General features: G+C 46.5%; 13 protein-coding genes. All 13 read right to left on the reverse strand.

The features are described from left to right. Positions 1–11 precede the first annotated feature (11 nt). Complete coding sequence (locus R7E42_RS12300) at positions 12–1,400, reverse strand: uracil-xanthine permease family protein (protein WP_318072708.1); 1,389 nt, start codon at positions 1,398–1,400, stop codon at positions 12–14. A 232-nt stretch (positions 1,401–1,632) separates the two neighbouring features. Beyond that, positions 1,633–3,714: an ATP-dependent DNA helicase RecG gene (gene recG, locus R7E42_RS12305; RefSeq protein ID WP_033905919.1), complete on the reverse strand. Its 2,082-nt coding sequence runs from the start codon at positions 3,712–3,714 to the stop codon at positions 1,633–1,635. Between the two features lie 253 nt (positions 3,715–3,967). Beyond that, a complete protein-coding gene (trmH, locus tag R7E42_RS12310; protein ID WP_017635001.1) occupies positions 3,968–4,651 on the reverse strand; it encodes a tRNA (guanosine(18)-2'-O)-methyltransferase TrmH in 684 nt (227 codons plus the stop codon). A gap of 52 nt (positions 4,652–4,703) precedes the next feature. Then, positions 4,704–6,824, reverse strand: a complete 2,121-nt coding sequence (spoT, locus tag R7E42_RS12315; RefSeq protein ID WP_318072709.1) for a bifunctional GTP diphosphokinase/guanosine-3',5'-bis pyrophosphate 3'-pyrophosphohydrolase — start codon at positions 6,822–6,824, stop codon at positions 4,704–4,706. A 39-nt stretch (positions 6,825–6,863) separates the two neighbouring features. Then, a complete protein-coding gene (gene rpoZ, locus R7E42_RS12320) occupies positions 6,864–7,136 on the reverse strand; it encodes a DNA-directed RNA polymerase subunit omega (RefSeq protein ID WP_005379346.1) in 273 nt (90 codons plus the stop codon). 181 nt (positions 7,137–7,317) lie between these two features. After that, entirely contained in the window at positions 7,318–7,941 is a 624-nt protein-coding gene (gene gmk / locus R7E42_RS12325; protein ID WP_005379347.1) for a guanylate kinase, read from the reverse strand. Between the two features lie 448 nt (positions 7,942–8,389). Then, positions 8,390–9,613, reverse strand: coding sequence for a tetratricopeptide repeat protein (locus R7E42_RS12330; protein ID WP_047103757.1), 1,224 nt, complete (start codon positions 9,611–9,613; stop codon positions 8,390–8,392). A 9-nt stretch (positions 9,614–9,622) separates the two neighbouring features. Beyond that, positions 9,623–10,255 (reverse strand): energy transducer TonB, encoded by a 633-nt coding sequence (locus R7E42_RS12335; protein ID WP_005379353.1) that lies wholly within the window; start codon positions 10,253–10,255, stop codon positions 9,623–9,625. Between the two features lie 4 nt (positions 10,256–10,259). Then, positions 10,260–10,667, reverse strand: a complete 408-nt coding sequence (locus tag R7E42_RS12340) for an ExbD/TolR family protein (protein ID WP_005379359.1) — start codon at positions 10,665–10,667, stop codon at positions 10,260–10,262. A 25-nt stretch (positions 10,668–10,692) separates the two neighbouring features. Continuing rightward, entirely contained in the window at positions 10,693–11,220 is a 528-nt protein-coding gene (locus R7E42_RS12345) for a MotA/TolQ/ExbB proton channel family protein (RefSeq protein ID WP_005379363.1), read from the reverse strand. A gap of 9 nt (positions 11,221–11,229) precedes the next feature. Beyond that, the gene (locus R7E42_RS12350; protein ID WP_017634999.1) at positions 11,230–12,591 is read right to left on the reverse strand and encodes a MotA/TolQ/ExbB proton channel family protein; all 1,362 of its coding nucleotides are present in this window, start codon (positions 12,589–12,591) and stop codon (positions 11,230–11,232) included. 3 nt (positions 12,592–12,594) lie between these two features. Beyond that, positions 12,595–13,359, reverse strand: a complete 765-nt coding sequence (locus R7E42_RS12355) for a DUF3450 domain-containing protein (protein ID WP_005379365.1) — start codon at positions 13,357–13,359, stop codon at positions 12,595–12,597. A gap of 65 nt (positions 13,360–13,424) precedes the next feature. Then, on the reverse strand, positions 13,425–16,025 hold the full coding sequence (locus R7E42_RS12360) for a TonB-dependent receptor plug domain-containing protein (RefSeq protein ID WP_033905922.1): 2,601 nt from the start codon (positions 16,023–16,025) through the stop codon (positions 13,425–13,427). Positions 16,026–16,163 lie beyond the last annotated feature (138 nt).

Consider the following 16,163-nt stretch of genomic DNA (forward strand, 5'->3'; position numbering starts at 1 on the left):
TCTCAATAATCTTAAGACTCTTTCACTTCCTGAGGAAGTTCATCTTCGTCTTCCAGTTTCTCTGGCAGAAGTAGATTTAAAATGATCGCTGTGATGCCACCTGCTGCAACACCAGTTGAGAAAATACTCTTAATAAATTCTGGCATAAATTGCAGGATCTCTGGTTTTTGTGCTACACCAAGTCCCATTGAGAAGGATAAGGCCATGATCAGAATTGCGCGGCGATCGAGCTCAACACGAGAGATAATACGCACACCAGCGGCAGCAATCGTACCAAACATGACAATCGTTGCGCCGCCAAGTACTGGCTCAGGAATCAGCTGAACAAAGCTAGCGACGCCAGGAAACAAGCCAAGAATCACTAACATGCCAGAAATAAAGTAACCAACGTAGCGGCTCGCGACTCCTGTTAGCATGATGATGCCGTTATTCTGGCTAAACGTTGAGTTCGGGAAGCTGTTGAAAACGGCTGCGATTGCAGAGTTTAAGCCGTCTGCTAACACACCGCCCTTAATGCGTTTCATGTACACTGGGCCTTTTACTGGCTCACCAGACACTTCAGATGTTGCGGTAATATCACCGATGGCTTCTAGTGCGGTAATAAAGAAAATCAGTACCAGCGGAATGAACAGAGACCAGTCAAACGATAAGCCATATTGCATTGGTACGGGCAGTGCTACGATCTCGGTTGCGCCTAGCTGAGAAGTATCTACCATCCCCATAAAATACGCCATGATGTAGCCCACTAGCATCGCAATCACGATTGAAGCCACACGGATGTATGGGTTTTTCGAGCGGTTTAAAATCACAATTAATCCAAGTACCGTCCCAGCCAGAGCAAGTTTGTCTAAGCTGCCGAAGGTTCCTTCATTTAATGCTGCGTAGCCACCGCCCATTGATACTAAGCCGACTTGAATCAGTGTGAGACCGATAAGAGTGACGACGATGCCTGAAACAAGCGGAGTGATGATTCGGCGGGCATGCTCCAACACGCGAGATAGAAAAATTTCTGCAAATGATGCGACTAAAATCGTACCAAAAATGGCAGCCATCATGGTACTGATGTCTGCTCCACCGGCTTTCAGCGATAGGCCTGCACCAATAATAGGACCTAAAAAGTTAAAGCTGGTGCCTTGAACAGAGAGCAAACCAGAGCCAATTGGGCCAACGGTGCGAATTTGAATAAACGAAGACACGCCTGACGCAAACAAAGACATGCTGATGATGGTGTTCGTTTGGTCTGCAGGTACACCCAAAGACTGACAGATGATCAGTGACGGAGTGATAACCGCGACGAACATCGCCAATAAGTGCTGAAGTGCGGCAAAAATGGTTTGAGGCAAAGGTGGTCGATCGTTGAGTTGATAGACCAGTTCCGAAGATCGGTTTGAAGTTGTCATTGTTTGTCTCGCTAGTCGCAATATTTCCCTAGTTCTCGCTGAATGGGAGAGCAGGGTGGAGTTGACGTCGTTACCTGTGATTGCTGTTAATCAGAGTCAACTCAGGTTGGTGGAGTGTGATCTAACACACTTAAAAATTTGTGCGCGATTATAGAGAGATTTACTCAAAAAGCAAACGTTTGCTTTGTTTTTGGCGTATTAAAAAACGAGCCATTTGGCTCGCTTTCAATCATTACGCTTTGGAGTAAATATCCCGCTCACCCAACCAGCGATCGATAATTGCTGTTGCGTTAGTCGGGTAATTGTCATGAATATGACGCGCAATACGCTGAACTTCGGGAATCAGGCGTTGATCTCGAACTAAGTCTGCGATTTTGAAATCAGCAAGACCTGTCTGCTTTGTACCCAATAGTTCTCCAGGGCCACGAATTTCTAGGTCTTTCTGCGCAATGACGAAGCCATCGTTACTTTCACGTAGTACTCCGAGACGTTTTTGCGCGGTTTTTGACAGCGGAGAGTGGTACAGCAGCACACAATGGCTAGCAACGGAACCTCGGCCCACGCGACCTCTTAACTGGTGTAATTGTGCCAAACCAAGACGTTCAGGGTTTTCTATGATCATCAAGCTAGAGTTTGGCACATCCACACCAACTTCAATCACTGTCGTTGCGACCAGCAAATGCAGTTTATTGTCTTTGAAATCTTGCATCACCGCTTGTTTCTCTGCCGGCTTCATTCGTCCGTGTACTAGACCAATTTTTACGTCCGGTAGCTTACGTTGAAGCTCTTCTGCGGTATCTGCCGCGGCTTGCGCTTCTAATACTTCCGACTCATCAATCAGGGTACACACCCAATATGCCTGCTTGCCTTCGTTTAAGCAGGCATTTCGGACACGTTCGACGATATCATTGCGTTTGGTGTCTGGAATCGCGACAGTCTGGATTGGTGTTCGACCTGGCGGTAACTCGTCAATCACCGACGTTTCTAAGTCAGCATAAGCAGTCATGGCTAACGTTCGCGGAATCGGCGTTGCTGTCATGATGAGCTGGTGTGGATAAGCGCCTTGTTTTGCACCTTTTTCACGCAATTCTAATCGCTGATGGACACCGAAGCGGTGCTGTTCATCAATGATGACCAAAGCAAGGTGATGAAATTCAACGTGCTCTTGGAATAGCGCGTGAGTACCCACTACCATTTGCGCTTCACCACTGGCAATACGAGCCAGCTCGGCTTCCTTTGCCTTACCTTTGAGTTTGCCCGCTAACCAACCGACTTGAATGCCCATTCTCTCAAACCAGTTTGCGAAGTTGATAGCGTGTTGCTCGGCCAATAGTTCGGTTGGCGCCATGAGTGCCACCTGATGGCCATGCTCAATGGCTCTAACAGCGGCCAAGGCGGCAACCAATGTTTTCCCCGAACCAACATCGCCTTGCACTAATCGCATCATTGGGTGCGGTTTTTCTAGATCGGCTTCAATCTCTTGTACGACTCGGGTTTGAGCATTTGTAGGAGAGAAAGGCAGTTGGGCTAAAAGCTGCGTTTTTAGTTTATTACAAGGACCGAGAGGTAGCGCTGAATCCTTCTGACCTTTGCTACGCACCGCCAGCATCGATAAGTTTTGTGCGAGCAATTCTTCCATGATCAAGCGGATTTGGGCAGGATGTTTGCCTTCGTCAAACTCATCTAAATTAATGGTTGGTGGTGGGCGATGAATGGTGTGCAGTGCTTGCGACATCGTGATTTGATGGTCATACAACCCCGCTGGAAGTAATTCCTGCACTGCGGTTTTATCAAGCAGGGCTAAAGCTTGTTCGGTAAGGTTGCGCAATGTGATTTGACGCAATCCATCGGTGGTGGGATAAACAGGGGTTAAGCTCTGTTCTACATCGGGCTTTTGCTCGCTGACGTAAAACTTGTAGTCAGGATGAACAATTTCCAAACCCATGCCACCGCGCTTAATTTCACCGTAAGCATGTACTAACTTACCTTGCGTGAAATTGTTCTTCATGGCTGCGGTAAAGTTGAAAAAGCGCAGCGTGATAGTGCCATTACCGTCGCTGATTTTTACCGTTAGCATTTTGCGCTTACCGAAGATGGTGTCGACTGCCATGACCTTACCTTGCACGGCCGCCCAAAGGCCAGCATGCAGTTTGGCAATAGGGTAAATACGAGTACGATCTTCGTAGCGTAACGGAAGGTGAAACAGCAAATCTTGAACGCTATGTAAGCCAACTTTGGCGAGTTTTTCTGCGACTTTCGCGCCAACTCCAGAAAGGGAGGTTAATGGGACGCCAGATAACATTTGGGCGGACATAGAGGGCTCAAGAAAATGGTTAACATAGCAGTATGTTAACCATGGAGCTGTGTTTTTGTACAGGAAAAAATAGTCATGCTTTAGTTAGTGTCATGATTTGACTGATAACCTATCATTCCGAGGAGCTTTAGCGACATCACGATTCTATTTCCAACAAGTATGTCGCTGAAGTTAACACTATCAGCATCTGTATATTTGAGAATTAGATCCTGAACCACGCTCCTTCGCCGCCGTTCAGGATGACGAAAGTCTGTTACTTGCTTTGCATCTCTTGCCACCACGCGTCATCGGCGATGATTTGACCTTCTTCATCGAGTGGTGGGTAAACGAGCCCTTTTCGTTTCGCGACCTTTGCCAGCACTGGGTGACCACGTTCAAAGAGAATACGGTTGATTGTCTCTTTAGGCAGAGCGCTTTCTTCTCGGTCGTACATGCCTGCGGCTTCACGTTGACGTTGCGCTTCATACAAAATTACGGCACTGGCAACCGATACGTTTAGTGACTGCACCATGCCCACCATTGGGATAATAATGTCTTGATCGGCAAGCTGTTTGGCTTGCTCCGAAGCGCCAACTTTTTCACTGCCTAAAATGATTGCCGTTGGTCTGGTGTAGTCGATCTCGCGAAAATCGACGGCGGTGTCCGAAAGATTGGTCACCAAAACCTGCATACCTTGCGCTTTGAGTTCGGTAATCGCAGTTTCAATCGAATCGTGAGTATCCACTTCAACCCAGTTACGCGCGCCAGCTGAGGTATGGCTCAGCGTACGCATTTTGTCTGGCCAAATTGCGTGAACTTTGTGTAAGCCTGTCGCGTCAGCGGTGCGGATCACAGCAGAGACGTTGTTTGGCTTATGTACTTCTTCGAGACAAAGTGTCAGATCAGTTTGGCGAGTTTTTAGGACTTGGTGAATACGGTTGTAACGTTCTAGGTTCATATTTATTGAGGTATAAAAAATCGCCACCTAACAGAGTAGGTGGCGATAGAGGTTAGTTCTTTCTGCGTCTGACTCGGGTTGCTTGAGGCATTGCCTTAATCTTACGCATGATACCAGCAAGGTGGACACGATCTTTCGTCGTCAACAGCACAGTCACAGTGTATAGACGACCATCACGTTCTTCCGTTGAAAGGCCATGAATGTTTGATCCTGTTTTCGAGATCACGTTGGTCAGTTCTGCAAGAGCACCTTGGTTGTTAAGCATGTCGACTTTAAGTTCAGCAATGAACTCTTTATCGTAGTCTTCAGACCAAGCGACAGCCATATAACGGTCTGGCTCTTTCTGATAACCACGAACGTTCGGACATGTTTCTCGGTGAACAACCAAACCACGACCAGGCGATACGTGAGCAATAATGTGATCATCTGGGATAGGATGACAACAATTTGCAAACGTCAGCAATAAGCCTTCTGCGCCACGAATCGGAAGCTTCTTCTTCGAGTCCGTTGGGATTGAACTTGTTGTCGTGAGCTCTTCGGTGTCACCAAGGAGACGACGTGCGATCACAATGCTCATCAACTCACCCAATCCAATAGCAGCCAATAAATCATCGATGCTTTCTAGGCGAAGATCATTCAAGACTTCTTGGATATTTTCTGGATAAATTGAATCAATCGAGTGACGGCCAAGTGCGTGATTAAGTAGGCGACGACCTAAAGTAATCGACTCTTCACGACGCATCGTTTTCAGTACTTGTCGAATCTTAGTGCGGGCACGAGAAGTCACGACATAGTTCAGCCATGCCGCATTCGGACGCGCACCAGGGGCACTGATAATTTCCACTGTCTGACCGTTTTTCAATGCCTTACTCAATGGGTAAGGGTTACGATCAACACGAGCACCAACACAAGAGTTGCCTACATCGGTATGTACGGCATAGGCAAAGTCGACAGCCGTTGCGCCTAAAGGTAGTTCAACGATACGACCTTTTGGTGTGAAGACGTAAATCTCATCTGGGAAAAGATCGGATTTTACGTTTTCAATGAATTCGAATGAGTTACCCGCGCTTTGTTGTAGCTCTAACAGGCTTTGCATCCAACGCTGAGCTTTCACTTGCGCAGTGGTACCAGACTTGTCGCCTTTGTCTTTGTAAGACCAGTGTGCCGCGACACCTTTGTCCGCCATTTGATCCATATCTTCAGTGCGGATCTGAACTTCAACAGGTACGCCGTGTGGGCCAACCATGGAAGTGTGTAGCGATTGATAGCCGTTCGCCTTTGGTACCGCGATGTAATCTTTCATGCGACCAGGACGTGGCTTATACAAGCTGTGTACTTGGCCTAAAACGCGATAACAAGTATCAGCGGTATCAACAACGACTCGGAACGCATAGATATCCATGATGGTGTGAAAGCGCTGTTCTTTGGTTTTCATCTTGTTGTAGATAGAGAACAGGTTTTTCTCACGACCAACGACGCGAGCATTCAAGCCAAAATCTTGCAGACGGCCTTCTATTTCGCTGTGAATGCGTTGGATCATCTCTTTACGATTACCACGTGCGGCTTTAACCACTTCTTTTAGTACGCGGTAGCGGTTGGGATATAGCGCCTCAAAGCCCAACTCTTCGAGTTCGGTTTTGATATTGTGAATACCAAGACGATGAGCGAGGGGCGCGTAAATTTCTAACGTTTCACGAGCAATACGACGCTTTTTATCTGGTCGAAGCGCGCCAAGCGTACGCATGTTGTGCGTGCGGTCAGCCAGTTTGATCAGAATGACGCGGATATCTTGCACCATGGCCAGAACCATCTTACGAAAGTTCTCAGCCTGAGCCTCTTTCCTATCGCGGAATTTGAGTTTGTCCAGTTTAGATACACCATCAACCAATTCTGCGACAGTGTTGCCGAATTTCTCTTCGAGATCTTCTTTAGTTACATCACAGTCTTCAATGACGTCATGCAGCAAAGCAGCTTGGAGGGTTTCGATATCAAGGCGCATTTCGGCCAAGATACGAGACACAGCGACAGGGTGGATGATGTATGGTTCACCGCTAGAGCGGGTTTGCCCTTCATGGGCATCTCTCGCTACCACATAAGATTGACGCAGAGCCTCAATCTGAGGCTCTGTTAGGTATTCTTGGGCAACGTCTTTGAGGCTATCGAATAGATACAAATTATAGGCCCGGGAGGTTGTTGAATTCTAAAGTCAGAATTAACGGTTGTGAGCGATGCTGCTTACTGCCGCTAGCTCTGCCGCTTCTTGCTCTTGCTGTTCTTGACGTTCACGAGCGTCTAGAACTTCTTTAGTAATTAAACCTTCTTCGATTTCGCGTAGAGCGATAACCGTTGGCTTATCGTTCTCTTCTGGCACTAGTGCATCTTTACCGCCAGTTTGCATTTGACGAGCGCGGCGAGCCGCAATCAGTACTAGGTCGAAACGGTTGCCAACTTTTTCAACAGCGTCTTGAACAGTTACGCGTGCCATGAGGACTCCAAATAGTTAACTAAAATTTTAGAATGACGAGAAAGTATACAACCTAACTACTTTATTTACTAGCAATTAGACAAGCCACCGTTTGTGGACTTTCTCAGGTACTTTATTGTGTTTTTAGCACTGGGCAAAAAACGGGAAATTCTTTATGTTTTACAGCGTGACTTTTTTGAAGTTACTCTGCTAACAACGCGTCAAGCATACCTTTATATTTAGCAGCTTGCTTTTCTTCCTTCAATCTTTCAGCACGCAAGATAGCTTTAAAATCCATCAAAGCGGTATCAAAATCGTCGTTTACGATCACGTAGTCGTACTCGTTGTAATGAGAGATTTCCGACTTGGCTTCAGCCATACGCTTTGCGATCACTTCATCGCTATCTTGACCACGAGTGTTCAAGCGACGCTCTAACTCACCGTTTGATGGTGGCAGGATGAAGATGCTTTTGGCTTCTGGCATTTGTTCACGGATTTGGCGTGCGCCTTGCCAGTCGATATCTAGAAAAACGTCGATACCTTTATTTAGTGTTTCTTCAATCCATACACGAGATGTGCCGTAATAATTACCAAACACTTCTGCGTATTCTAGGAAGTCACCTTTAGCGATCAGGGCTTCAAACTCATCTTTCGCTACAAAATGGTAGTGGACACCATTTTCTTCACCAGGTCGCATGTTGCGCGTGGTGTGAGACACAGACACTTTCATTGCGTAGGTTGGGTTGCGTTCCAACATCGCTGAGATCAAGCTAGATTTACCTGCGCCGCTAGGTGCAGATACGATATAGAGAGTACCTTTGCCCATTGTACTGTTCCACTTTTGATTGGATTGATTGAGTGCCGAAGGAAAGTTCGACATTCTTATAACGATAGCACTGGCATTGAGAAATCAACCACCAAAGGGATGGATATTGGTGATAATCCCGCCAGAAAAATGGAGGCGAAGAGTATCATGATCTCTATTTTGTTACCAGTTGATCTTTCTGTCTGTGATCGTCTCAGATGAAATAGTTACTTACGCCAGAGTGTTCCTAAACAGCGAAGAAGGAGCGTGATACAGGACTTACCATCCGCGCACTCTGTTATTAAAACCATTTCTACAACCGTTTAGTGTGCTGATTTTAGGTTTAGAGTCCCGATTTGGCTTGCGTGAGTGACTCTGGTTAAAAATAGGGGTTAATAAAGATAAAACGGAAAAAAGGGGAAGCTTTCACTTCCCCAGGCGTGCGACTGACTCACACTTAATCTTCGAATTATCCTTGAGACTCTAGGAAATTTATCCAAGGGCTAACGGTTGACCTGAATTTTGGCGATTGAGCAGCGCCTTTCATCGCCTGCAAGGCCTTTTGTGGCTGCTTAAGCTCGAAATAGGCCATCCCGCGAATGTATTCAAGTTCTGCCTTTTGCTCTTTAGAGGCACTGGATGCCGCGCTTTCTACAAAACGAGTTGCTTCAGAATACTGCTTGTCTTGTATCATTAAGCGAGCAATCTGAATTTGCGTTTTAGCAGAAGGAGCGAGGTTATATGACTTTTTATAAGCGAGAATTGATTTATCTAGCTCTTTAGCTTGCTGCCAGAAGCTGGCTAGGCGGTCATAGTTTTCCTTCGTCTTTTCAATGTTTCCAGCTGCCATTTCCTTTTCAAGAGTTTTGGCTGCTTTATATGGAATACCTTGATAAGCCAAGAAGTTTACAAAGCGTAAATATTCCTTCTCTCCTTCTAGTTTCCCCATTTTGTAAACCATTTCTAGGGTGGCTAGAGAGTTGCGCTCTTGACCTAGCTCCATGTAGACACCAGAAAGTTGCATCCAGTAACGCTTTTTCTGAGGGTACTTTGAAGTCAGAGTTTTGAGTACACTGGCAACGCTTTTCAGCTGGCCTAACTCGTAGTGAGATGCAACGAGAATTAAGTACCAAGACTCACTTGGGCTCTTGCTCATCGCGATGGCTTTTTTGGTTGGTGGGATTGCATTTCTGTAATCTTCCAACTGAACATAGGCGCTCGCTAACGTGATATAAGCATGAGCTTGAGGCTTCTCTTTGGTTGTTTCTGCAACCTTGAACCATTCCTTCATCGTTTTTACAGACAACGTATACTTTTCTTCAGCTAGGTAAAGCTGAGCCAAGCTGTAGCGAACTTGTTGAGCAACAGGAACGGGAAGTGCGTCGAGCTGTAATGCTTCGGCAAAGTATTTTGCTGCTTGCACATAATTGTCTTGTAGCGAATACAAAAAGCCAGTCTGCTGAAGTAAAACTGCTCGGTCGTATTTTTTCGAACTTGTGCTTTCTAAAGCGCTTGCTAGTTTTTCTTTCGCTGCTGAATATTTTTCAGTTGCGATCAACTCTTGCACTTTGTTAACGGTTCGAAATGTCCGATCTGATAACTGAGGAGCTTCTTTTGCCATCGTAGGAGCGGCCATTGCCACTCCTGCGAAGAGAATTAAAGAAGCCACTTTGCTTTTCCATAAACTTTTCATCGTGACTCCTTAATTGGTTGAGAACTCTATTTCTTGCGATAGGCGCGAGCTAACAGGTTTCCCGTCAACCAATTTTGGTTTAAATGTCCATTTAGAGACTGTTTTTCTTGCCGCTCGACCGAGGCCTAAGCGTCGTGGTTGCTCTTTAAGAACTTTGATGTCCTCTACGGCACCACGTGCGTTGACAGTAAACTCTAATAAGACGACCCCTTTTTCTATTCCTGCTTTCGCAGCCTTCCTAGGCATTTGAGGTTGGAATGTCGCTAGAGGTGTTGGACCTCCGCTACCCGCGAGTTGCGCACCTCCACCCTGGCTATAATGTCCAAGCACCGAACCACCTGTAACATTTACGGGTAGGTCAAGCTTTGGCATATCCATTGGGGTCTGCTCCATCACCGGTTTTACTGTCGCTGTCACTTTCATTTCTGGCGGCGGCGGCGGACGCTTAGGCGGTGGTGGCTTTGGAAGTTCGCGTTTTTTCTCCTGTATTTTTTCGTCTGGTTTAATGCGAATAAACTCGACCATACGCAGGTCATCATTCGACACTAACTCGTGGCGCTCTTTGTTTACTAGCTTGTCCATCCCCCAGAACAACCCGAGGGAGACAATGAGCGCCAGTGCAATTGAGGCCAGATACCGCATAAGCTTAATCCTTATTGGTTGCGGCAATGGAGATGCTTTCTACACCTGCCATTTTGATCTGGTCCATAACCTTCACGACTACGCCAGCATTTGCTTCTGTGTCGGCTTGGATAACAACTGCGCCATCAGGGCTTTCTGCACGAAGACGTTCAATATTCGCGCGAACCGCGTCCACTTCGATGCGGCGTTTATCAACCCAAACATCACCCGCCGCACCAACTGCGACCATGATGTTACCTTTTTTCACGGTTTGCGCAGAGCTTGCCGTCGGGCGGTTTACTTCTAGACCAGCTTCTTTTACGAACGATGTTGTTACGATAAAGAAGATCAACATGATGAATACGATGTCGAGCATCGGTGTCATATCGATAGCGGTTTCATCACTGCTATCACTGCTATAGCGTCTTTTCATGACCTATACCTCTAATTCCATTTACTCAGGCAATATGCTTTAGCTTATCTTCCAGCTTTTGCGTTGTGACTTTGGCTAAATGATCAAGACGTGAACTAAAGAACAGTCCTGATAGAGAAGCCACCATCCCGGCTAAAGTTGGGATTGTTGCCTTTGAGATCCCCGAGGCCATTGCTCGAGGGCTTCCTGTTCCTGTTACCGCTAAGATGTCGAATACTTGGATCATGCCAACAACGGTGCCGAGCAAACCCAGTAAGGGACAAAGCGCAATCAATACTTTCACGATTGGCAGGCCCTTTTTATTCTCAATGTCCTGACGAGAAACAATTTCTTGTCGGATCATCTTAGCGTTCCAGCTCTGGTGCTCTGAGCGCCCCTGCCATGAGCCAACGGCTTTTTTCATGGCTTTTGGAGCGACGGCAGCAAAATAGAACCAACGTTCTAACAATACTGCCCACAGCATAAAGCTGAGGATGAAGATGGCGACGAGTACATCGCCACCCATTCCCAAGAAGCGCCTAATTGATTCAAGTTCTCCAACTAACCACCACATAGCGCCTCCTTAGCTTTCGGCTTTATGTAGTTTTTCCTGATAGCGAGCGATGAAGCCTGCACTCTGTTCTTCAAGAGTTTGAACCAAACGACGACCTTTACTGTGTACGATGGTGTACAGGAACAGTAGAGGAATTGCGACGACCAGACCAAGCATGGTTGTAACAAGTGCTTCAGAGATACCGCCAGCCATTAGCTTAGGATCGCCGGTACCAAATAGTGTGATTGCTTGGAACGTACCGATCATACCCATAACCGTACCCAGTAGACCTAGAAGTGGTGCTACAGAAGCGAACAGTTTGATTGAGCTGATAAAGCGTTCAATGCTCGGTGCGTTACGTAGGATGATTTCGTCAAGCTTCGCTTCCAGATCTTCAAGGTTGTCACCTTTGTGCTCTTGGTAAGCTTGGATAACTTCACCCAGAGGGTTACCAGGAATCACGGTTTCTGATTTCGCTTGCTTACGCATTTTACCGCCAATCACTTGAAGGCGTAGGAAGCAAACTAGAGCAATGATAGCGCCAACTGCACCCATACCAAGGATGACGTAACCTACAATGCCACCTTGATCAATACGTTCTTGAACGGTAGGGCTTTGTACAAGTAGAGACAGAATTACACCACGGGATGGGTCAATAAACAGTGGCTCATAGCTGTTTGATGCTGACTCAAAGCCTGCAACATGACGCGTAATATTGGTGCGAGGCTGTCGAGAGAGTTCTTCGAACTTACCTGTTTGAGGTACATAAGTAACGTACTTACCATCGGCAATCGCGTTAAATTCACCGACAAGAGTAACATCGCGAACCGCTTCTTTACCTTCGCCATAAACAACCGTTGCTTGGGTTGTTGCTGTCTCGCCTGAGGCAACCACTTGTTGAAGAATGGTATGCCAGAATGCTTCTAGCTCTTGTGTTGATGGCAGTTCTTTGCTTTCAGCCAGTTTCGTTAGTAGAGCGTCACGCTCTGGGAACTGAACTGCGTTTTGAGAGGCTGCAAATAAGCCTTTAAACTCGCCCGCATATTGGCGGACCACACCAAACATTTCGCCCAAAGTACCAGAGCGAACACGTAAGGTTTCTGTTAGTTCAGTCAGCTGCTTATCGTTTTCATCAAATGTCGCTTTAAGTTGATCGCCCAGTGCTTGCTGTGAAGCTAGCTCTTCACGAGCCTGTTGCAATAATGCTGCTTGCTTATCTCGGTTGTTCTTGAACTCAGCTTCACGGGCTTTATTCTCTTTTGACTCAACGATGCTTTCTGATTTTACGTTTTTGAGTAGTTCAGATAGGTTTTTAGGCGTTTCTGCTTGTACGCCTGAAGCCATAAATAAGCTCGCTAGTAGACCAGCGGCTAGAGTTTTGAATCCTTTCATCTCTTATTCCTCCCCAGCATATACAGGCAATTTGATTAGCGCTGGTGGCGCTTGCTTCTTCGCGATACGAAGGCCTTGCTGTACCGCTATGCGGTAGCTTTCCGGTAATGTTTCCCATTGACGTGTTTGTTGGTTCCACATACCTGTCTCACCACCGTCTGGAGATTGGAATAAAAGCGCCGTGCGACCAATACGTAGGAAATCGTAAGTCACGGTTTCCCCATTTCTATCTAGGCTAGCTTTGTAAGATTCAATTGAGCGAGAGAAGCCTTCTTCAATTTGGTAGGCTTCCATCACTTTACGGAATTTCTCAGAAGTCGTTACGTCGGCGCGATCCATGAGACGACGCAGTTCTTGGACACGTTTATTACGTTCTTTTTTCTGGAAAGGCAGATCGAGAGTCACAAACTCATCGAGTGCATCGATCATTTTAAGTGTTAGTGGCACTACTTCTGTTGCCGTTTGATCGATCTGAGCAATTTGGTTATTTAATGAGTCCAATTCACCTTGCTGTGATTGAACCATACGATTAATTTGCTCGTTGTAGACTTTCATGCTGTCGATTTGACGTAGTAAGCCTTTGTATTCTGCCAACATGCCTTCAGTACTTTCGGCATAATTGTCGATTTTTTGTTGCGAAGCTTCTGAAGATTGATTTGCTTTTGCTTGTGTGGAAACGACAGCACCAGAGTTGGCCGCTATAGAGCTACTACTGATAGTAAGCAATGCTGCAGCTATGGCACTGAGACCAAATTCCTTGAATTTCATGGTTGCATCCTTGTCAGTGTTTTAGTCAGTCGAAAAGGGCGCGGAAAACCCGCGCCAAATATTTTTTAGAAGTCGTATGATGCCTCGACGTATAGCTGACGTCCGATTGGATCGTCATACCCAGTTGCATAGAATGGAGAGGTATCGCTTAGAGGATCTGCAGGCGGTACTTTGTCAAACATGTTGATAGCACCAAGAGTTACACGACCACTCTCGTTGAATTGGTAAGAAGCCGTTAGGTTCCACGTTGTCATACTAGCGATTTCTGCTTTGTAACCCGCTTTTTTAGCAGAATCACAGTCATCAAAGTAGTAACGGTTAGCGTAGCTTGAACACATACGGTCGCGGTATTTACCAAATAGGTTGATAGCGACATCTTCATATGCCCAGCCAAGATTTAACGTTGCGGTGTATTCAGGCATGAAATCTCTTTCATCCGTTACAGGCTCGCTGTCGTTTTCTTGATATTCAGCAATCAAGATCTTCGTTACAGCAACACGCGTGTTAAATGAGCCGAACTCATTAGTGTCGTATGCGTATTTGATCGCTAGGTCAATACCAGAACGCTCTTCATACGACTGGTTCACTGGACCATAGGATACCGACTTGATGGTGCCATCTGGGTTACGAACGACTTCAGTACCTGGGTATTTACCTGGATCGTTAATTACGTCTTGGTAAGTTGGTGCTGTTACGACGTCTTCCATCTTGATGTGGTACCAGTCAACAGTTACACCAAGATCATCCACAGGCTCCCACGCTAGGCCCAAGTTAATGTTTGTACTTGTTTCTTCTTTCAGCTCAGAGTTAGGGCCATTAAGCGTATCGAAGTACTGAGTATCACACTCTGGGTACTTGTCTTTATCTTGTGGGCCGCTACCACCAGCGTTGGCACAAAGCTCTGGGTCAAAGCCAGAACCAAAGCCTCGAGTTTGATCACCAAATAGTCGCTTCAAGTCTGGAGCTCGGAAGCCTAGACCGTAGCTACCACGTAGCAATAGGGTGTCAGTAGGACGGTATGCTAGGGCTACTTTAGGAGTGAATGCGCCGCCAGTTGCCGAGTCGTCGAAGTAGTGGTCGTAACGACCAGCGACAGTCATTTCTAAATCTTCAATGATAGGAATAAGAGCTTCAACACCAAGACCAATCTGATCGCGGTCACCGCCGCCTGATGTTCCACCTAGACCAGAGAAACCACCCGCTGCTGTTGTAGCATCAATCGTCTCATTGTAGTCAGTACGGTTCCATTCACCATAAACAGCAAAGCCAGACATACCTGCAGGAAGTTCAACCAAATCACCAGCCAGTGAGCCGTTAACAGAGTAAAGCTTTGAGTAAGCTTCTTTGCTTGAAGTGCCGCTGTATTTGTCTACAACGTCTTGAGAGATAGGCCCTAGAAGATCGACATCACCATTTTGTACAGCTTGGTCGAGAGTTAGGAAGATTGCTGGGTTGCTTGTTTCAACGCTTTGCTCAGAGTAACCAGCTGATAGGTCCCAATCATACGTATCAGCAAGCAGGCCGTTCAAGCCTAAGGTTAAGCCAAAAGAATCGGCTTCAGTGTTACTTTCGCGTGGTCCAAATTCGACCATACGGCGAGTGTATTCGCCTTCGCCGCGGAAGTGAGTGGCATCAACTTCTACGCTGTAAGGGTTAGGTTCGAATTCAGATTCTGTAGACTTGTAGCCAAAACGGGCTTCTGCCATGGCAGTGACATTGTCGTTAATGTCCATTTCACCACGTAAAAGTAGGTCTACTTGTTTGTTTTCTGGTTTTAATGTTCGGTACGCAGAGCGGTTAACACCACACTTTCCATCCGCTCGTTCAATCGCGGCATCACCAACGACTTCTTTACATGAAGAACCTGCATCAGCTGGTGTTAGAAGTGTTCCGTTGGCGCCTTCAAAGTTTGCACCGTAGCTAGAGTAGCCACTTAGCTGAGAACGGCTAGAACCGTCATCGCCAGCCCAATCATCTCGGTCAGATTGCTTTAGCATTTCGTTGCCCGCAAATTGGCCAACGAAGAGAATACGTTTGTCGTCAAAGTTTTTGCCAGCTACAACGTCTAAACGACCATTTTGGTAACCACCATCCGTCGCGTCACCCGCGCGTACTTTTACAGAAACGCCATCAAAGTCTTTCTTTAAAATGAAGTTTACGACACCACCGATTGCGTCGGAGCCGTAGATAGCAGAACCTGAGTCGGTCATTACTTCAACACGCTCAATGGCGGCGACAGGGATTTGGCCGATATCTTGGAAGTTAGATGTACCATCTTGTGCTAGCGGGTATTGAGGAAGACGACGGCCATCAATAAGAATCAATGTGCGTGACGCGCCAAGGCCACGTAAGTTGACTGACTGCGCTGCTGGTGTAAACGAGAAAGAGTCTGTTTGAGCCATTACACCACCTGTGTTTTGGGTCAAACTGTTCAATACGTCTTGCGCGCTGTTAAAGCCTTTAGACTCAATGTCTTTACTATTAATAACAGTAACTGGTGAAGGACCTTCCATATCCGTCGTGGAGATACGCGAACCAGTAACTTTCATCTTTTGAAGTTTTTCAACTTGCTGCTCTTCTGCCAGTGCTGTTGCTGGGGCTGCAACTGCTGCTGTCCCCAAAGCAAGGCTTATCGCAACAGATAAAGCGGTTGTGTTTTTATACATCCTTGTTGCTCCGATTATTATTATTTCCTATGTCTGGCCGCATAGCGGCCAAATGTGACGTTAATATTTCGTTAACGTTCGGCCAATGTATAACCGAGATGAAAAAAGGAAGTCAAACCAGTGGTAAACGGGGATGCT

This window comes from Vibrio sp. Vb1337 (assembly GCF_033338715.1).
Classification (GTDB): domain Bacteria; phylum Pseudomonadota; class Gammaproteobacteria; order Enterobacterales; family Vibrionaceae; genus Vibrio; species Vibrio alginolyticus.